16 protein-coding genes and 1 tRNA gene are annotated in these 17372 nt (G+C 72.9%); 10 read left to right on the top strand and 7 right to left on the bottom strand.

Features of this window, described 5'->3' with window-relative positions; genetic code table 11:
* Nucleotides 1-273 precede the first annotated feature (273 nt).
* Both JK363_RS15700 and JK363_RS15695 read left to right on the top strand, forming a co-directional pair.
* Nucleotides 274-346 (top strand) — tRNA-Arg (locus JK363_RS15700).
* Between the two features lie 140 nt (nucleotides 347-486).
* Nucleotides 487-816, top strand: a complete 330-nt coding sequence (locus JK363_RS15695; RefSeq protein WP_201875514.1) for a hypothetical protein — start codon at nucleotides 487-489, stop codon at nucleotides 814-816.
* Here the strand turns inward: JK363_RS15695 and JK363_RS15690 are convergent.
* Nucleotides 813-1814, bottom strand: coding sequence for a zinc-binding alcohol dehydrogenase family protein (locus JK363_RS15690; protein ID WP_201875717.1), 1002 nt, complete (start codon nucleotides 1812-1814; stop codon nucleotides 813-815). The two genes, JK363_RS15695 and JK363_RS15690, sit on opposite strands and share 4 nt — an antisense overlap.
* 249 nt (nucleotides 1815-2063) lie before the next feature.
* On the opposite strand from JK363_RS15690, the gene JK363_RS15685 reads away from it, so the two are divergent.
* From JK363_RS15685 to crcB (JK363_RS15670), 4 genes are all read left to right on the top strand, one after another.
* Nucleotides 2064-3101, top strand: a complete 1038-nt coding sequence (locus tag JK363_RS15685; RefSeq protein WP_201875513.1) for a polyprenyl synthetase family protein — start codon at nucleotides 2064-2066, stop codon at nucleotides 3099-3101.
* 85 nt (nucleotides 3102-3186) lie between these two features.
* Nucleotides 3187-3687, top strand: a complete 501-nt coding sequence (gene crcB, locus JK363_RS15680; RefSeq protein ID WP_201875512.1) for a fluoride efflux transporter CrcB — start codon at nucleotides 3187-3189, stop codon at nucleotides 3685-3687.
* Entirely contained in the window at nucleotides 3684-4052 is a 369-nt protein-coding gene (locus JK363_RS15675) for a DUF190 domain-containing protein (RefSeq protein ID WP_201875511.1), read from the top strand. The genes crcB (JK363_RS15680) and JK363_RS15675 overlap by 4 nt, the downstream gene beginning before the upstream one ends.
* On the top strand, nucleotides 4049-4423 hold the full coding sequence (gene crcB, locus JK363_RS15670) for a fluoride efflux transporter CrcB (RefSeq protein WP_201875510.1): 375 nt from the start codon (nucleotides 4049-4051) through the stop codon (nucleotides 4421-4423). Before JK363_RS15675 ends, crcB (JK363_RS15670) begins: the two co-directional genes overlap by 4 nt.
* Before the next feature lie 57 nt (nucleotides 4424-4480).
* Here the strand turns inward: crcB (JK363_RS15670) and JK363_RS15665 are convergent, their stop codons facing one another.
* The gene (locus JK363_RS15665) at nucleotides 4481-5464 is read right to left on the bottom strand and encodes a LysR family transcriptional regulator (RefSeq protein WP_201875509.1); all 984 of its coding nucleotides are present in this window, start codon (nucleotides 5462-5464) and stop codon (nucleotides 4481-4483) included.
* 82 nt (nucleotides 5465-5546) lie between these two features.
* Between JK363_RS15665 and JK363_RS15660 the strand changes: the two genes are divergently transcribed.
* From JK363_RS15660 to JK363_RS15650, 3 genes are read left to right on the top strand one after another with little or no spacing between them, the layout of a single operon-like run.
* On the top strand, nucleotides 5547-6314 hold the full coding sequence (locus JK363_RS15660; protein ID WP_201875508.1) for a succinate dehydrogenase: 768 nt from the start codon (nucleotides 5547-5549) through the stop codon (nucleotides 6312-6314).
* Between the two features lie 2 nt (nucleotides 6315-6316).
* Nucleotides 6317-8272, top strand: coding sequence for a fumarate reductase/succinate dehydrogenase flavoprotein subunit (locus tag JK363_RS15655; protein WP_201875507.1), 1956 nt, complete (start codon nucleotides 6317-6319; stop codon nucleotides 8270-8272).
* A complete protein-coding gene (locus tag JK363_RS15650) occupies nucleotides 8269-9024 on the top strand; it encodes a succinate dehydrogenase/fumarate reductase iron-sulfur subunit (protein ID WP_201875506.1) in 756 nt (251 codons plus the stop codon). The genes JK363_RS15655 and JK363_RS15650 overlap by 4 nt, the downstream gene beginning before the upstream one ends.
* On the opposite strand, the gene JK363_RS15645 is transcribed toward JK363_RS15650, so the two are convergent.
* Together JK363_RS15645 and JK363_RS15640 are read right to left on the bottom strand one after the other, a co-directional pair.
* Nucleotides 8999-10579, bottom strand: a complete 1581-nt coding sequence (locus JK363_RS15645; protein ID WP_307821737.1) for a PH domain-containing protein — start codon at nucleotides 10577-10579, stop codon at nucleotides 8999-9001. The genes JK363_RS15650 and JK363_RS15645 overlap by 26 nt on opposite strands.
* A complete protein-coding gene (locus JK363_RS15640) occupies nucleotides 10576-11079 on the bottom strand; it encodes a PH domain-containing protein (protein WP_201875505.1) in 504 nt (167 codons plus the stop codon). Before JK363_RS15640 ends, JK363_RS15645 begins: the two co-directional genes overlap by 4 nt.
* Before the next feature lie 100 nt (nucleotides 11080-11179).
* Here JK363_RS15640 and JK363_RS15635 point away from each other — a divergent pair, with 100 nt between their 5' ends.
* Nucleotides 11180-11785, top strand: coding sequence for a TetR/AcrR family transcriptional regulator (locus JK363_RS15635; protein ID WP_201875504.1), 606 nt, complete (start codon nucleotides 11180-11182; stop codon nucleotides 11783-11785).
* A 66-nt stretch (nucleotides 11786-11851) separates the two neighbouring features.
* On the opposite strand, the gene JK363_RS15630 is transcribed toward JK363_RS15635, so the two are convergent.
* The 3 genes from JK363_RS15630 to JK363_RS15620 form a co-directional block, all read right to left on the bottom strand.
* Nucleotides 11852-13936 carry an FUSC family protein gene (locus JK363_RS15630; RefSeq protein ID WP_201875503.1) on the bottom strand — a complete coding sequence of 695 codons (2085 nt, stop codon included), beginning with the start codon at nucleotides 13934-13936 and terminating at the stop codon, nucleotides 11852-11854.
* A gap of 58 nt (nucleotides 13937-13994) precedes the next feature.
* Nucleotides 13995-14456 carry a hypothetical protein gene (locus JK363_RS15625; RefSeq protein ID WP_201875502.1) on the bottom strand — a complete coding sequence of 154 codons (462 nt, stop codon included), beginning with the start codon at nucleotides 14454-14456 and terminating at the stop codon, nucleotides 13995-13997.
* An 81-nt stretch (nucleotides 14457-14537) separates the two neighbouring features.
* Nucleotides 14538-17246, bottom strand: coding sequence for a type 1 periplasmic-binding domain-containing protein (locus tag JK363_RS15620; RefSeq protein ID WP_201875501.1), 2709 nt, complete (start codon nucleotides 17244-17246; stop codon nucleotides 14538-14540).
* Between the last annotated feature and the right edge of the window lie 126 nt (nucleotides 17247-17372).

Below are 17372 nucleotides of genomic sequence, written 5' to 3'. Positions count from 1 at the left end.
GCGGGGCGAGTGGGACCCAGGCATAACGAGTAGACAACACCCGCCCGCTGAGGCGTGAAAAACGATGCGAGTTTCGGACCTGCCTGCGATTATCAGACCGCTTCACCGAACCTCCACAACGTGCCACGGAGGTGAAGCAACCGGGGCGAGGCGCAGGGAGCCCTATCCTTGTTCCCGGCAAGGTCACGGTCCGCCGAGCCCGGCCACCCGCACCACGGTCGCACCAACGGCACCGCGGGCACCCGGGGGCTCGCTGTTCCATGACCACCACCGGCCCCCGTAGCTCAGTGGATAGAGCAGGCGCCTTCTAAGCGCTTGGCCGCAGGTTCGAGTCCTGCCGGGGGCGCACCGAGCACACGCTGTCCACGCCCTCCCTCCGGGAGGGCGTTTCTCCTGGTCAGGTGCACAGTAGCGAGTGCCGCGTAGCGTGGGCGTAAGCGTTGGCCGTGCGCGGCCGGCGCGGTCCAACTCCCGAGAGGGCGCGTGATGTTCCACTGCCGCCTGGAGATGCCGTCCCCCGCCTACGCGGACAGTGGTTCCACCCCCGTATGGGAGAACGTCGGCCACACCTACGACTGCCTGGTCATGGAGGGGTGCAGACAGCTCGAGGACACCGACTGCCGGTTTGTCATCGGGGGGTTCGGGCAGCAATGCTGGCGGTTCGACGTCGGCTACGACATGTCATCCCTGGTCGAGCAGTTGCCGGAGCTGCTGCGCTGGATCTGGTCGTGCCCGACATCGCCCGGCTGGAGCCGTTCTCCTCGTGGCGGTCGGGCGTGGTGGTGCCCCGCTGACGCAGTCGTGGTGCCCCGCTAGCGCAGCGGGGCGCGCGGCATGGTCAGGACCGCGACGCCGTTCACCCGGTCCGCCGCGAGGTCGTCCAGGGCGGCGTCCGCGCGGTCGAAGGGGTACGGGGTGATGGTGGCGCGGATGCGGTGGGCGGACGCCGCGGCCAGGAACTCGCGGCCGTCCTCACGGGTGTTGGCCGTGACGCTGCGCAGGGTGCGTTCGCGGAAGAGGTGGCGCTCGTAGTTCAGGGGCGGGATGTCGGAGAGGTAGATCCCCGCGACGCTGAGGGTGCCGCCGCTGTCCAGTGCCTCCAGAGCCACCGGCACCAGCTCGCCCACCGGTGCGAAGAGGATGGCCGCGTCGAGCGGCTCGGGCGGCCGGTCGGCGGCGTCGCCCGCGGAGGCGGCGCCGAGCTCGAGGGCGAGGGCGCGGGCCCCGGCCGAGCGGGTGAGCACATGGACGACAGCGCCCTGGGCGATGGCCACCTGGGCGGTGAGGTGTGCCGAGCCGCCGAAACCGTAGATGCCGAGGCGGCCACCCGGCGGGAGGTCGGCCCGGCGCAGGGCGCGATAGCCGATGATCCCGGCGCACAGCAGCGGGGCCAGCTCCTCGTCCGCGTATCCGGCGGGCAGGTCGTAGGCGTACGCGGCCGGGACGGTGACGTACTCGGCGTAGCCCCCGTCCGCGTCCCAGCCGGTGTACTCGGACGAGGGGCACAGGTTCTCCTGGCCACGGCGGCAGTACACGCAGCGGCCGCAGGTGCGGCGCAGCCAGGGGACGCCCACCAGGGTGCCGAGCCGCCGTCCCCCGGCCTCCGGGCCCGCCGCGACCACCTCGCCGACCACCTCGTGGCCGGGGACGACCGGGCTGCGGTGCGGTGGCAGATCGCCGTCCCGCACATGCAGATCGGTACGGCACACCCCGCACGCCCGCACGCGGACCAGCAGTTCGTCGGCGGCGGGCCGTGGCACCGGCAGCTCCACCTGGTCGATCCGGCCGGGGGTGCGGACCACCCAGGCGCGCATGGTCGGGGGGATGTCAGCGTTCGCGGCAGCCGTCACGGGTCACAACGTAACGCCGTGGTGGTGAGTCCGGCGGTCAGGGCGCGCCCGTCCGGCCGCCGGGCGAACAGTGCCAGGAAGGTGCCAGGAGCTTCCGCGGACGGCGGTGTGCTCCGCCCTGTCCCCGGCTCCGCGCACCGCGCCGGCCCACCCCGTGGCACCTTCCTGACACACACCGCGATTCCGGCGTATTCCTCGCTTAGTGTCCGCAGCATGGTCGCGTCGTTCGCCCACACCGTGCGCAGTGGTTTCCTGGCCGGGGAGTTGGCCGCCCGCGAACCCGCCCTCACCGTCCGCCTCCAGCGCGGTCTGGGCGTTGCGGAGGAGCGGCTGCGAGGGTTCGCCGCCGAGGCCGAGGATCCCTATGTCGCCCGGATCGTCGGACATCTCATCGGCACCGGTGGCAAGCGGCTGCGCCCGCTGCTGGCGCTGGTCGGCGCGGAGTTCGGGGAGCGGGATCCGGGCATCGCGGTGGACACCGCCGCGCTCGCGGAGCTGGTGCACGTCGCCTCGCTCTACCACGACGACGTCATGGACCAGGCCCGCACCCGGCGCGGGGCGCCGAGCGCCAACGCGATGTGGGGCAACTCGGTGGCCGTGCTGGCGGGCAACTGGCTGCTGGCGAAGGCCGCCCGGGTCGCGGCGGAGCTCGGCCCGGAGATCCTCCAGCTCCAGGCCAGGGTCACCAACCGGCTGGTGACGGGGCAGATACGGGAGCTGACGGGCGCCTCGGCCGGTGAGGACGCGCTCTCGCACTACTTCGCGGTGGTCGCCGGGAAGTCCGCCTCGCTCATCGCGATGGCGTTGCAGAGCGGTGCGATACGGACGGGCACGCCCGAAACCACTGTTCAGGCGCTCGCGGCGTACGGCGAACACCTCGGCACCGCCTTCCAGATCGCCGATGACATCCTCGACATCACCGCCGCGTCCGAGGTCTCCGGTAAGGAGCAGGGCAAGGATCTGGCCGTCGGCGTCGCCAGCCTGCCGGTGCTGCTCGCCCTGGCAAACGAAGGCCCCGAGGCGGAGGAGTTGCGGGAGCTGCTCACGGCCGCCGGGCGCGGGCGGGAGGGCGCCGCGGTGGTGCCGAGGGCCGTGGCCCTGCTGCGCGACGGCGGTGCGCTGGCGGAGGCGGAGGCGATGATGCGGACCCGGATGCTGCGGGCGCGGAGTGCTCTGGACGGACTGCCGGAGGGGGCCGCGACCCGGATGCTGTACGCGCTGTGCGATGTGGTGGCGGACCGCGACCACTGAGCCGCGCGGGCCACGCGAGCCACCTGACTGAGCCACGGATCCGCCGGTCCGGCCGCCGATCGCCCGACCACGTACGCTGAGCCCCATGGGCAGCTCATGGTCTCAGGGGGTGACGGACGAGCCCCTCGACCCCGGCACCGCAACCCCCGCGCCCGCCGGGCCCGGTGTGTGGCGCGGCCAGGGTGCGGTGGTGGGCGCGGTGGCGGTCGGCGGCGGGATCGGAGCGACCGCGCGCTACGGCGCGTCGCTGCTGTGGCCGACCCCGGCGGCCGCGTTCCCCTGGACGACCCTGCTGGTGAACACCGTCGGGTGCGCCCTCATCGGCCTCCTGCTGGTGCTGGTGGACGAGGTGTGGGGGGCGCACCGGCTGCTCCGGCCGTTCTTCGGGACCGGGGTGCTGGGCGGGTTCACCACCTTCTCCACATACGCCGTGGACTTCAAGCGGCTGCTCGACGCGGGCCGCGCCGCGACCGGGCTGCTCTATCTGGCCGGGACGCTGCTGGCCGCGATGGCGGCCGTCTGGGCGGGGGTCGTGGCGACCCGGCGCGCCCTGGCCTTCGGCGGATACGGCCGGGGGCCGCGATGAGCACGCCGTCCGCACCGGGCAACGACCCCGGGCCGGTGGCCAACGGGCTGCGGCTGACCGTCTTCGTCGGTGAGCGCGACACCTGGCACCACCGCCCGCTGTTCGCCGAGATCGTGCACCGCGCCCACCGCGCGGGGCTCGCGGGCGCGAGTGTGTTCCGCGGGGTGGAGGGTTATGGCTCCTCCTCGATGGTGCACACCTCACGGCTGCTGTCGCTCGGCGAGGATCTGCCCATGGCCGTGGTGATCGTCGATACGGAGGAACGGGTGCGGTCCTTCCTGCCCGGCCTGGAGGAGATCGTGGGTGACGCCCTGATGGTCGTGGACCCGGTCGAGATCGTCGGCCGCCCGGGGCGGGCCCGGTGAACTGGCTGCTGGTGGTGGTCGGAGGGATGGCCGGGGCCCCGCTGCGCTATCTGACCGACCGTGCGGTGCAGTCCCGGCACGACGCGATGTTCCCCTGGGGCACGTTCACGGTGAACGTCATGGGCTCTCTGGTGCTGGGCCTTCTGACCGGCGCGGCGGCCGCCGGGGCCGCCTCCTCACAGCTCCAACTGCTGCTGGGCACCGGGCTGTGCGGGGCGCTCACCACGTACTCGACCTTCTCGTACGAGACGCTCCGGCTGGCCGAGGACGGCGCGTGGCTGTTCGCCGCCGCCAATGTGGCCGGGAGTGTGGTGGCGGGGGTGGGCGCCGCGTTCGCGGGCGCGGGGCTGGCCGAGGCGATCTGGGGCTGAGCCGCGGCCGACCCCGACCCCGGCGCCGTTGAGCCGACTCCGGGGCCCGGGGCCCGGCTACCCGTCCGCGCCGCGACGCACCGCCGTATCGCCGTCCGCCGCTGTCTGGGACAGCAGCGTGGTGCTCGGCGGCAGGCCCTCGCCCTCACCCGCCCCCGCCGTACGCAGATGCTCCAGCAGCACCCGACGCAGCTCCCGCGCGGCGCGGGGCGGTGCGACGTCCTTGCGGTGCGCCACGGCGATGGTGCGCCGCATCCGGTGGCCCGCGAACGGGGTGATCCGCAGTCCGGACCGCTCGGCCACCATCCCCGGCAGGACGGCGATGCCGAGCCCGGCACGGACGAAGCCGAGCACCGCGTCCATCTCCCCGCCCTCGACGGAGAACGTGGGCTCGAAGCCGGCCGCGCGGCATGCCGCCGTGGTGAACTCCCGCAGGTCGTAGCCGCGCCGGAACATCGCCAGGGGCTGGTCCCGAAGGTCCTCCACCCGGATCCGGCGGCGCCGGGTGGGCGGCGGTCCGGCGGGCGAGGAGGCCACCACCAGCTCCTCGCGCAGCAGCTCGGTGGCGGCCAGGGCGGGGGCCTGGCCCGCCAGCGGGGTGATGATCAGGGCGAGGTCCAGTTCCCCGGCGGCCAGGCTGCGCACCAGGTCCTGCGATCCGCCCTCGTCCACGAACAGCTCGATCCCGGGGAACGCGTCGTGGAAGCGGCGCAGCACATCGGGAACGAGGCTGGCGCACAGGCTGGGCGGGGCGCCGAGCCGTACCCGGCCGCGCCGGAGCTGGGCGACCTCCTGGACCTCACGATGCGCGGTCTCGGTGTCGGCGAGGATCTGGCGAGCCAGCGGAAGCAACGCCTCCCCCGCGTCGGTGAGCGCGATATTGCCGCGGGCGCGGTGGAACAGCTCGGCCCCCAACTCCCGTTCCAGCGTTCTGATCTGCTGGGACAGCGAGGGCTGGGCGACATGGAGAAGCTCGGCGGCGCGGGTGAAGTGGCGGGTGTCCGCGACGGTGGCGAAATAGCGGAGCTGCTGGAGTCGCACGCAGCCATGATAGCTGCTACCTATGGAAACCAGCCGTATCATGTCTTGGACTAATCGCCAAGGGCTGCCTAGCGTCGATGTCATGGCACTGGCGACAGGCACGGACGCGGACCACAAACGGCCCGGCCATCAGCGAAAGCCTCCGGGACAGCCGCCGCGGAAGGCGCCTCGGAAGCCGTCCCTCATTCGCTCCGTATGGCGCTCGACCGTCGGCAAGAAGGCGGTGATGGCCGTCACCGGGCTGATCATGCTGGCCTATCTGGTGGCCCATATGTACGCCAACCTGAAGGTCTTCCTCGGGCCCGACGATCTGAACGGCTACGCCCACTGGCTGCGCACACTCGGCGAACCGTTCCTCCCCCATGAGGGGTTCGTTTGGCTGGCCCGGGTGGCGCTGCTGACCACCGTGGTGCTGCACGCGGTGTCCGCGGCGCAGCTCAGCCGCCGGGACAGGGCGGCCCGGCCGAGCGGCTATGTCCATCGGCGGCAGCGGGCGAGCTATGCCACCCGCACCATGCGCTGGGGCGGGGTGATCCTCGGGCTGTTCATCGTCTGGCACATCCTGGACCTCACCACGCTCACGGTGAACGAGCGGGCCGAGCCCGGCCACCCCTACGAGAACGTCGTCGCGTCCTTCTCCACCTGGTACGGCAACACCATCTACATCACGGCGATGCTCGCCCTCGGTCTGCACGTCCGGCACGGCTTCTGGAGCGCCGCCCAGACCCTCGGCGCGGGGCGGCCCCGCCGCGACAAGGCCCTGAAGTTGGCCGCGAACGCCCTGGCCGCGTTGTTGACCTGCGGCTTCATCGCCGTCCCTGTGGGTGTGATGAGTGGAGTGGTGAGCTGAAGATGAGTGCCTACACCGACTACCGGACCGGTGAGCCGATCGCCGACACCACGGCGCCGGACGGTCCGATCGAGGAGCGCTGGAACCGCCGCCGCTTCGAGGCGAAGCTGGTCAACCCGGCCAACCGCCGCGGCTACAAGGTCATCGTCGTCGGCACCGGGCTCGCGGGCGGCGCGGCCGGGGCCACCCTGGCCGAACAGGGCTACCAGGTGGTGCAGTTCTGCTACCAGGACTCACCGCGCCGGGCGCATTCCATCGCCGCCCAGGGCGGGATCAACGCCGCCAAGAACTACCGCAACGACGGCGACTCCATCCGCCGGCTGTTCTACGACACCGTCAAGGGCGGTGACTTCCGCGCCCGCGAGTCCAATGTGCACCGGCTCGCCGAGGTGTCGGTGGAGATCATCGACCAGTGTGTGGCCCAGGGCGTGCCGTTCGCCCGGGAGTACGGCGGGCTGCTGGACACCCGCTCGTTCGGCGGGGTGCAGGTCTCCCGCACCTTCTACGCCCGCGGCCAGACCGGACAGCAGCTGCTGCTCGGCGCGTACCAGGCGCTGTCCCGGCAGATCGCCGCGGGCCGGGTGGAGATGCACGCGCGGACCGAGATGCTCGATCTGATCGTGATCGGCGGACGGGCCCGCGGCATCGTGGCCCGGGATCTGATCACCGGGCAGATATCCACCCATCTCGCCGACGCCGTGGTACTCGCCTCCGGCGGCTACGGCAATGTCTTCTATCTGTCGACGAACGCCAAGAACTCCAACGCCACCGCGATCTGGCGGGCGCACCGGCGCGGCGCCTACTTCGCCAACCCCTGCTTCACCCAGATCCACCCCACCTGTATCCCGCGCTCCGGCAGCCACCAGTCGAAGCTGACGCTGATGAGCGAGTCACTGCGCAACGACGGCCGGATCTGGGTGCCGAAGGCGAAGGGCGACACCCGGCGGCCGGAGGAGATCCCGGAGCACGAGCGCGACTACTACCTGGAGCGGATCTATCCGGCGTTCGGCAATCTGGTGCCGCGTGACATCGCCTCCCGCGCCGCGAAGAACGTATGCGACGAGGGGCGCGGGGTCGGTCCCGGCGGCCAGGGGGTCTATCTGGACTTCGCCGACGCCATCGCCCGGATGGGGCGCGCGGCGGTGGCGGAGAAGTACGGCAATCTCTTCGAGATGTACGAGCGGATCACCGCCGAGGATCCGTACCGGGTGCCGATGCGGATCTATCCCGCGATCCACTACACGATGGGCGGGCTGTGGGTCGACTACGACCTCCAGACCACCGTGCCCGGTCTGTTCGCGATCGGCGAGGCCAACTTCTCCGACCACGGCGCCAACCGGCTCGGCGCCTCGGCCCTGATGCAGGGGCTGGCGGACGGCTACTTCGTGCTCCCCGCCACCATCAACGACTATCTGGCCCGCCATCCCCATGACGACACCGACGAGGCCGACCCGGCCCATCCGGCGGTGACCGAGGCGGTGGTGAAGGTGTCCGAGCGGCTGCGCCGGCTGCTGGAGAACGACGGCGACCGCACCCCTGACTCCTTCCACCGGGAGCTGGGCGAACTGCTGTGGGACGAATGCGGGATGGCCCGCACCGAGAGCGGACTGCGCAAGGCACTGGACCGCATCCCCGCGCTGCGCGAGGAGTTCTGGCGCCGGATCAAGGTGCCCGGCAGCGGTGAGGAGCTGAACCAGTCGCTGGAGAAGGCCAACCGGATCGTCGACTATCTGGAGCTCGCCGAACTGATGTGCCTGGACGCGCTGCACCGCGAGGAGTCCTGCGGCGGCCACTTCCGGGAGGAGAGCCAGACGAACGACGGCGAGGCGGCGCGGCGGGACGAGACGTTCTCGTACGCGGCGGCCTGGGAGTTCACCGGCACCGGCGGCGCGCCCGTACTGCACCGCGAAGAGCTGGTCTTCACTGACGTCCACCCCACCCAACGGAGCTACGCATGAGGCTCACCCTGCGGATCTGGCGCCAGGGCGGCCCCGAGGAGCCGGGCGCCCTGACCACCTACGAGGTCGACGGCATCGCGCCCGAGATGTCCTTCCTGGAGATGCTCGACACCCTCAACGAGGAGCTGATCCTCAGCGGGTACGAGCCGGTCGCCTTCGACCACGACTGCCGCGAAGGCATCTGCGGCGCCTGCGGCATGGTGATCAACGGGCAGGCACACGGGCCCGAGCGCACCACCACCTGTCAGCTCCATATGCGGCATTTCGCGGACGGCGACACCATCGATGTCGAGCCCTGGCGCGCCGCCGCGTTCCCGGTGGTCAAGGATCTGGTGGTGGACCGGTCGGCGTTCGACCGGATCATCGGCTCGGGCGGGTTCATCTCCACGCCGACCGGCAGCGCCCCGGACGCCCATGCCACCCCGGTGCCCAAGCCGGTGGCGGACCTCGCCTTCGAGCACGCCGAGTGCATCGGGTGCGGGGCCTGTGTGGCCGCCTGCCCCAATGGCTCGGCGATGCTCTTCACCTCGGCGAAGGTGGTCCATCTCAACGCGCTGCCGCAGGGGGCGCCGGAGCGTGAGTCCCGGGTGCTGGACATGGTGGAGACGATGGACGAGGAGGGCTTCGGCGGCTGCACCAACACCGGTGAATGCGCCGTGGCCTGCCCCAAGGGGATTCCGCTTCAGTCCATTTCGCGGATGAACCGGGAGTTCCTGCGGGCGAGCCTCAAGGGCGGCGGCCGGACGGACTGAGCGCGTCCGCCCGCCCCTCCCCGGTCCTGCCCCCGCTCCCGTGCCCGGCCGTCACCAGGAAATCGTCGAGGATCCCGGGGGCGGCCGCGGCCGCGAAGGGCACGGCGTCCCCGGCTGCCATGTCCGGGGCGCGATAGCCGTCCTGGCCCGCCGCGACGGCGGCCGTCACGGTGGTGAGACCGGCCCGCCGGGACAGCGGGTTGTCGGTGAAGCTCCAGGCGAGCACGGCGTCACGCTCCAGGGCGACGGTGTCCCGGCTGAAGGTGCCCGAGCGGATCAGCAGATGACGGCCGGTCACCCCGTGGCCGAGGGAGCGGTGGGCATCCCCGGCGAGCACCAGCACCACGGGTGTGGCCAGCAGGGCATAGCCGAGCGCGCAGTACAGCAGCACCGGGGTGAGCAGCGCGCCGAGCACGGCGAGGGCGGCGGTGCCGGGCAGGACGACCCAGATGATGCCGCGGCTGATCCGGCGGCGGCGGGCGGCGGCGGGATGGGGGCGCAGCGCGGGCCGGTCGAAGAGGGTCCGGGCGTCGCCGCCGGGTTCGTGGGCCAGCACTCCGGCGGCCACCCGCAGCGCCTCGGCGCGGGGCGCGGGCGGCAGCACCTGGCTGCGCTTGCAGTTCTCCTCCCGGCTGCCGAGTCCGCCCGCGACGGCCCGTACGGTGGCTCCGCCGCCCATGCGCAGCAGCAGGGGTTCGCGGAGCACCGCACCGCGCAGCCGGGAGCGTTCGAAGGAGACCGAGCGGGTGGTGAGCAGTCCGCGGCGGACCCGCAGGGTGCTCGCGTCCGTCCACTCCAGGCGGTACCTCCACCAGTTCTCGGCGTACAGCGCGACCGCGCCGAGGCTGCCGACAGCGGCGATCCCGAGCAGGGCGAGCGGCACGGTGAGCCACAGCGCGCTGTTGCCGAACTCCTCGAAGGCGTCGCGGACCACCCCGATCCGCCAGGGCTCGACACCGATGTCGCTGAGCACCCGCCAGACGGTGCCGAGGACGGCGAAGACCCCACCGAAGATCCAGAAGGTGAGCGGGGCGTAGCGCAGCCAGCGCCGGTCGACGGTGGAGAGCACCGGCTCCCCGGCGGTGGCCGTGGTCCCGGCGCGGGCCAGCAGTTCGGCGCGCAGCCGCTCGGCGGCGGGGCGGGTGAGCGCTTCCAGGGTCAGCGCACCGTCGGCCGTGGTACCGGCGCGCAGCACGGTGAGGCCGAAGAGCCGCTGGACGGGATGGGCGGTCAGATCGACATTGCGGATGCGGCGCAGCGGGATGGCGCGCAGCCGCCGGGTGAACAGCCCGGTGCGCAGTTCGAAGGCGTCGGCGGTGATCCGGTAGCGGGTGCGCCACCAGCGCAGCACCCCACCGGTGGTGACAACGGCGAAGCTCGCGGCGATACAGCCGAGGGTGATCCAGGCACGGGCGTCCAGCCGTCCGTGAGTGGCCAGGGCGGTGAGCCCGAGGGAGCCGAGCGGGGCGGCCATCCAGCTGAGGTGGACGGCGACGGTACGCGGATCGAGGGAGCGCCACTCCGGCGCCGGGGCGGTGGGTGCGGTGCCGTTCACGCGGCATCACCGGGCACCAGCTGGGCGGCCTCGCCGATCCGGCGCGAGAGCTCTTCGGCGTCGGCGTCGGACAGTCCCGCGATCCGGATGTCGCCCGCGGTGGAGGCGGTGGTGACGGTGACGGTGGCCAGTCCGAACGCCCGCTGGACCGGGCCGCGCACGGTGTCCACGGTCTGCACCCGGGAGAGCGGGGCGATCCGCCGGGTGCGCCAGAACCAGCCACCGGCCGCGTAGACCGCGCGGTCTCCCAGTTCCCAGGCGTGCACCGCGTACCGCCACTTGGGCATGAACCACAGATAGCCGAGGGCGGGCAGCACCAGGACGGCCAGCAGCAGCGGGCCGAGCCAGGGCAGTGCGCCCGGGAAGAAGAGCAGTGACAGGACGGTCAGGGCCAGGGCGGTGAGCAGCGCCGGGCCACTGAGGACGAGCAGGGCCTGCACGGTCCACCAGCGGCGGGCTCGTGGGTCGACTCGGTGGTGCGGCGGCCTGAGTTCGGGCATCGCGGTTCCCCGTAAACTTTTTCAAGTCAGCTGTATTGAACGGGGCTACTATAGCAATACAAGTGACTTGCCAAAACAGTCATGCGGGAAGGACCACGGGGTGCCCAAGCGGGTGGATCATGAAGAGCGGCGCAGACTGATCGCCGAGGCGCTGTGGCGGATCGCGGCCGCACGCGGCCTGGAGGGCGCGAGCCTGCGCGATGTCGCCGCCGAGGCGGGGATCTCACTCGGTCAGTTGCAGCACTACTTCACCAGCAAGGACGAGATGCTGAGCTTCGCGCTCGAGCACATCGGGCAGCTCGCCGGGCAGCGGATCCGCGGCCGGATCGAGGCGCTGCCGGGCGAGCCGACCCCGCGCACCGTGCTGCGCGAAACGCTCGCCGAGATGCTGCCGCTGGACGAGAACAGCCGGATCGGCCAGCGGGTGCAGATCGCCTACTTCGTCCGGGCGCTCTACGACGAGCGGCCGCGCGCCCATGCCCGGGAGGGCAACCGCGCGCTGCGTGCCTTCTTCGCCGGACAGGTGGCACGGGGCGTCGAACGGGGCGAGGTGGCCGCCGATCTGGACCCGGAGCGTGAGGCGTCCCTGCTGATGGGCCTGGTCGAAGGGGTGTCCGGACACACCCTGATGGAGCTGCACACCCCCGAGGAAGCCATGGGGCTGATCGAGCTGCACCTGGAGCGGCTGTTCAGCGGTTCGGCCTGACCACGGCTCAGCGCGGCACGGCGCAGCCAAGCACGCTCAGCGCGGCACGGCTCGGCCGCGCTCGGCTCAGCCGCGGCTCGGCTTGGCCGCCACCGTCAGCGCCTCCGCCAGCTCCTCCAGGGCCTCCACCAGCAGCTCGGCGCCACGCACCCCGACCCCGGGCCGGTCCCCGGCCCTCCGCTGCCAGCGCTCCAGCACCTCCCGCAGCGGCTCCCAGTCCAGCGGACGCCGCTCCCGTACCGCGGCGGCGGCCTCCGGCACCGCCGTGCGCAGCGCCGCGGCGAACTCCCCGGCCTCCGGGGACGGTGGCGCGGCGCGGTCCGGAAGGTGGGCCTCCAGCAGCATGGTGACCCGCCCCGTGGTGGACAGCGCCGCCTGTGCCTCCCGCGCCGCGCGCCGGGACAGTCCGCGGTGGCGCACCGGCTCCCGCTGGGCCCGCGCCTCCAGCTGCTCCCAGGCGGCCCGCGCCGCCCGCGCGTCCAGCAGCGCCTCGCGCACCTGGCGGGGGCGGCGGTCGGCGGGGCGGGCGTGGGCGTCCAACACGGCAGTGGCGTAACGGCCGTTGGCGGTCAGCCAGTCCGCCAGCCGGTCCCGCAGCAGCGGTGTCTCCCAGGCCGGGAAGACCACGTACGCGGCCATCGCCAGCACCCCGCCCAGCAGGGTCAGCGCCACCCGCGCCTGCACCGTCTGCCCCCAGGCCGCGCCCGCGATGCCGAGCAGAAAGACCACGTAGGCGCCGATGCACGCGGAGGCCACGATGAAACCGGTGCGCATCAGCAGATACAGCGAGCCCACGCAGACCACCGCCAGCAGTGCGCTCACCCAGGGGGCGGGGTCGGCCAGCGCCACCACCACCCCGGCGACCAGCACCCCCGCCAGCGTTCCGATGAAGCGGGCCACCCCGCGCGAGAAGGTCTGGCCGAAGTCGGGCCGCAGCACCATCACCGAGGTCAGCGGCGCCCAGTAGCCATGGCCCCAGGGCAGCGCGCTGCCCAGCAGATAGCCGCCCGCGGCGACCACGGAGACCCGCACCGCGTGCCGGGAGACGGGTGAGGACCAGCGGGTCTCCCGGCGCAGGGCGCGCCAGGCCACCCGCACCATGCCGACCCGCGTGGGGCGCGCCAGATAGCGGCGATCCCGGCCGCCGTCGGCGGTCATCGTCTCGACCGGTTCGTCCGAGGACTCCACCACGTCGTTCACCAGCGCCATCAACCGCAGTGCGGCGCGACGGGCGGCGCCGTCCAGCTTGGGGCCGGTCGGCGGCACCTCCAGCACCGCCATCGCCTCCGGCGGCAGCCGTACCGGTACGCCCTTGCGGATGGCATGGGCCACGGCGTCCAGCACGGTGGCGGTGGCGCCCAGCAGTTCCCGCGCCCGGTCGCGTTCGGGTCCCTCGGCCGCGGCGCCGACCACCGGGTCGGCGAGCGAGGCCAGCACCGGCCGGATCCGCTCGGCCAACAGCCGGTAGCCGCGCAGCTGGCGCGGCCGCCGCCGGGCCTGGCGGGGCGTCAGCGCGGCGGCGCTGCGGGCGTCCATCAGCGGGGTGGGGTCGAACGGCGCCACGGGGTCGTGGCGCAGCCGCCGGGCGTAGTCGGCCACGGCGGCGAGCGCGTCGGCCAGCGCGTCCCGCTGCACGCCCCACGGCCGCACCGGGAACAGCACGATCAGCGCGGCCTGGACGACCCCGCCCAGGCCGATCAGCGCGGCGTGCTCCAGGGCGCCCAGCAGCGAGGTGGGGAGAGTGACGGTCACCAGCATCACGGCGACCATCTGGGTCGCGACCAGCCCGGAGACCGGGCCGACCGCCCACGCCATCCCCGTCAGCAGCGTCCAGACGGCGAGCATGACAACGAAGGTGGCGGTGTGGGCGGCGGCCAGATAGCCCAGGAAGGTGCTCACCGCGAGACCGCCCGCGGCGGCCAGGGCCAGCGCGGGGCGCGGCCGCCAGCTGCGCTGGAAGGTGGCGATCCCGGCGGAGAACGCGCCGAACGCCGAGGAGACCGCGAGCGTCGGCGACCCCAGCCACAGGGTCAGCCCGATCACGAGCGCCACCCCGCAGGCACCGCGCAGCGCGACCAGCGGCTCCAGCCGGGTGGGTTCGATGGACAGCCCGTCGCGCGCGGTCTCCTTCAGCGCGCGCGACCAGGTCATACGGCGAGACTACGGCCCCGGTCGGCGGAACCGGGTCCCCGGTCCGGCGGGGGCACCGTCAGTCCTCGGGCGTAGCGCAGTCCACGTCGAGCAGCTCCATCGGGCGGCTGCCGTCGAGGTCGACATAGGCGGTGAAGGACGAGGTGGTGGCGGGGCGGCCGCGCCAGTGGGCCGTGACCGTCGCCCAGCCGACCCCTGCGGACTGCGCCGTGGTCACCTCGCCGATGTCGATGCGCTTGGGGGTGTTCTGCGCGCACAGCAGCACGTCATAGCCGGGGTTATGGTCGGCCCTCTCCTTCAGCTGCTCGGAGACCAGGTGCTCCCGCTCCCAGGGGCGCGGGCCGTGGTTGCCGTAGAAGCCCTCCAGGAAGTGGTGGATCTCCTCGGCGGTGTAGCGGTCGTTCGGGTCGGTCCTGGGGGTGTGCGCGGAGGCGGGCGCGCCCGCGGCGAGAACGAGTCCGAGGCCGAGCGCGGCCGTGCAGCCGGCGGTCACCGCCGAGGAACGAAGCAGGCGAAGCATAAGAATTCCCCCTGATTGGATCGTGCGCCCATGATTCGGGCGAGCACTCACACAGACCCATGAAGCGCTCTCATGGTTGTGTCAGCCGTCCCGCGGACAGTCGAACTCCCCGTGCGGCCCCCAGCGCTCGATCCGCCCCGCCGGATTGCGGGCGAACGCGCCGCAGTACAGCACCGGCCGGGAGCCGTCCGCGGTATGGCGCAGGATGACCAGCGGCTTGTCCCGAGAGACGCCCCGGTCGCCCCGCCCGAAGTGCAGATAGCCGCTGGCGCCTTGCTTCCGGACGCCGTTGTCCAGGCTGAGCTGCACATGCGAACGCCCCACGGTCTCCGTGCTCCGGTACGCGGTGTTCACGGCGGCGGCCATCAGCTGCATCGCGTCGTAGCCCAGAGCGGCCCGCCCGTCATTGCGCCACAGATCGTGGCTGCCGAACTCGTGCGCGTACTCGGCGTTGAACACCTGGGCGACATCGCTGGCCCGGGGATGGCCCGCGGGCAGCACATGCACCGTGTGGTAGAGCCGCAGCCAGGGCCGGTCCGCATACTCCCCGGACAGCGCGGCGGTGGTGAGGTCGTTGCCCGCGAGCACCGTGAGCTTCCGGCCCTCGCATGCGGTGTCATCCCCGAAGTCGTCGAGGAAGGCGCTGAATTCGGCGGCCCGGGAGGCCCAGTAGACGACCGTACGGGGGGCTTCGGTGATGCGCTCGCACACCGCGTCGGCCAGTTCACCGATGCTGTCCTGGACGACAACACGGTCGTCGCTCGGCAGCTGGGCACGGCTCTTGTCCCGGCCGCCCGGGGTGTACGCCAAGGTGGTCGGGCGCCCGCCGAACCGCTCGGCGAACAGCCGGCCGATCTCCTGGCTGTACAGGTCCCGCGGATCCTTCACCACCACAGCGGCCTCGGCCGGGGCGCAGTTGCCCGAGCCGTCGTCCACGATGCGGCCCCGGTGCGCGAACGCGGCCTCGACCCCGGCCTCACGGCTGTTGATCGGCGCCACCCGGCGGTAGTGGTCACTCACCTGCATCGCGTCGGCGGTGGCGGTGGTGCCGACCATGGGAATCCGCGCGTCGCCCAGGATCCGGACGGCGGTCTGCGTCTGCCTCAGGCTGTGGGAGAAGCCCACCACACCGATGATTCCGGAATTCTTCTTCCGCGCGTCCGCCACGATCTGCCGCGCGACCCGCTCCGCGTTGGCGAAATCGTCGCCGGCGTGACGGGTGGCCACACGCAGCCACACCTTCCCGGGGTTGTTCTCCGCCTCCTCGTTCAGCGAGCGCTGGGCGAGCGCGATCCCGCGCAGCTCGGGCACGGCGCCGTTGTACCGCTGCCCCTTCTGGTTCTTGGCCACGTCCGCGCCGATATGCATGACCGTGCGGACCGTACCGCCGTGCTCCCCGGCCTCCTGGTTCACCCGGGCGTTCTCCTCGTCGATCATCTGCGCGGCTTCCTCGTACTCCTGCCGGGGCGTGGCGTCGCTCGGCTCCGCGCGGCCGGTGACGACCTCGCGGGAGGCCCCGCCCAGACAGGTGCGGTCCTCCTCGGTCGTGACCCGCTCGAAGAACCACACCCCCGGCACGCTCAGCAGCGCCGCCACCAGCGTCCCGGTCAGGGCCAGCTCGGCGGCGGGGGCGAGCCGGAAGGTGCGCGGTGCGACGGGGGTGAGCTCCACTTCGTCCGGCGACGCCGACGGAGGCTCGGGCAGCACCGCCCGCAGCGGCTCCGGCGGCTCCGCCGGCAGCCCGGACGCGGCGCGCAGCCGGTCCGCCACACCGGCCAGGCTCCGGCGCTCACCCGCCGCCGCGCCCTCGGCCGGAGCCACCGCGACGACCACGACCGCCGCGCACCGGGTGTCCCGGGCGGCGGCCCCGTACCGCTGGAGAAAGCGCTCCCCGGCCGCTGCGCCGCCGCCCTCCCCGGGCAGCTCCAGCAGCACCGCGAACCGGGTCAGCCTCCGGCGCCGCCACGGCGAGATCCGGCCGGGCCGGGCCGTGCGCCGCAGATCGGTCAGCAGCGCGCGCAGCAGCAGCTCCTCGAACCGGCCGACGCCCGCCTCCCGGCCCCGGCAGCGCTCCGAGCGGATCAGCCGCGCGACATCACCGAAGAACTCCTCGGCGGTCCGGCCATGGCTGATGCCCCGCCACTTGGCATACCACCCCCGCTTGCGGGAGCGCAGCAGCCTTCGGGTGCACCGGCGCCCCCACCACCACCGGGGCAGCAGCTGGAACAGCGGCTGCGCCAGGAACCGCTGAAGGTGTGCCAGCCAGCCCGGGGCCGATGCCCCGCCGTCGGCGCTCTGCCCGCCGAGCGCCCAGAGCGCCCGGAGGACGAGCCCGCGCTTGAGGCGCTCCGCGTAGGCATGGTCCCGCAGCCCGGTCGCGTCCGGCTCGGGCGCCTCCGGATCCAGCGCCCACTCCACGATGTCCCGGGCGAGCCAGAAGTCGGGCAGCCGCAGTCTCCCGGTGTGCCGCGGCACATCCGCCGCCAGCTCCCTGCCGACGCCCAGGCTCAGCGGCCGCTCCCCCGCGGCCTCGCGGATCTCATCGGCGCCGAGCATCGCGTACGGAACGCGCTTGGCGCCCTCGGGATACAGACACCAGCGCAGCCCCCGCACCGCCCGGCCCACCCGCGCCGCCGCGCGCTCGCCCTCACCCTCACCCTCGCCCTCGGCGAGCAGCAGGACGGGCGGGATCAGATCCCGGCCCGGTAACTTTCCGCCCGGGGGCACCACGACGCTGGTGAACGCCTCGAGGAACTCCCGGGCCCCCTCTCCCCGTACAAAGCCGTGCACGCTGCTTCCCCCGTATCCCCCCGGCTCGTGCTTGTGCCGCCTGATTGCCCGTCACCCGCGACAGCGAAACCCCCCGCCGGACCAGGTCCGGCGGGGGGTCGTGAAACCACTCAGACGTGCGAATCT

Origin of the sequence: Streptomyces coffeae, assembly GCF_016741875.1 — a bacterium.
Taxonomy (GTDB): domain Bacteria; phylum Actinomycetota; class Actinomycetes; order Streptomycetales; family Streptomycetaceae; genus Streptomyces; species Streptomyces coffeae.
This window is presented reverse-complemented; position numbering and strand designations above follow the sequence as displayed.

Coding starts and splice junctions, on each gene's coding strand:
- JK363_RS15695 (WP_201875514.1), top strand. CDS start 487: ATGTTCCACTGCCGCCTGGAGATGCCGTCCCCCGCCTACGCGGACAGT.
- JK363_RS15690 (WP_201875717.1), bottom strand. CDS start 1,814: ATGCGCGCCTGGGTGGTCCGCACCCCCGGCCGGATCGACCAGGTGGAG.
- JK363_RS15685 (WP_201875513.1), top strand. CDS start 2,064: ATGGTCGCGTCGTTCGCCCACACCGTGCGCAGTGGTTTCCTGGCCGGG.
- crcB (WP_201875512.1), top strand. CDS start 3,187: ATGGGCAGCTCATGGTCTCAGGGGGTGACGGACGAGCCCCTCGACCCC.
- JK363_RS15675 (WP_201875511.1), top strand. CDS start 3,684: ATGAGCACGCCGTCCGCACCGGGCAACGACCCCGGGCCGGTGGCCAAC.
- JK363_RS15660 (WP_201875508.1), top strand. CDS start 5,547: ATGGCACTGGCGACAGGCACGGACGCGGACCACAAACGGCCCGGCCAT.
- JK363_RS15655 (WP_201875507.1), top strand. CDS start 6,317: ATGAGTGCCTACACCGACTACCGGACCGGTGAGCCGATCGCCGACACC.
- JK363_RS15650 (WP_201875506.1), top strand. CDS start 8,269: ATGAGGCTCACCCTGCGGATCTGGCGCCAGGGCGGCCCCGAGGAGCCG.
- JK363_RS15640 (WP_201875505.1), bottom strand. CDS start 11,079: ATGCCCGAACTCAGGCCGCCGCACCACCGAGTCGACCCACGAGCCCGC.
- JK363_RS15630 (WP_201875503.1), bottom strand. CDS start 13,936: ATGACCTGGTCGCGCGCGCTGAAGGAGACCGCGCGCGACGGGCTGTCC.
- JK363_RS15625 (WP_201875502.1), bottom strand. CDS start 14,456: ATGCTTCGCCTGCTTCGTTCCTCGGCGGTGACCGCCGGCTGCACGGCC.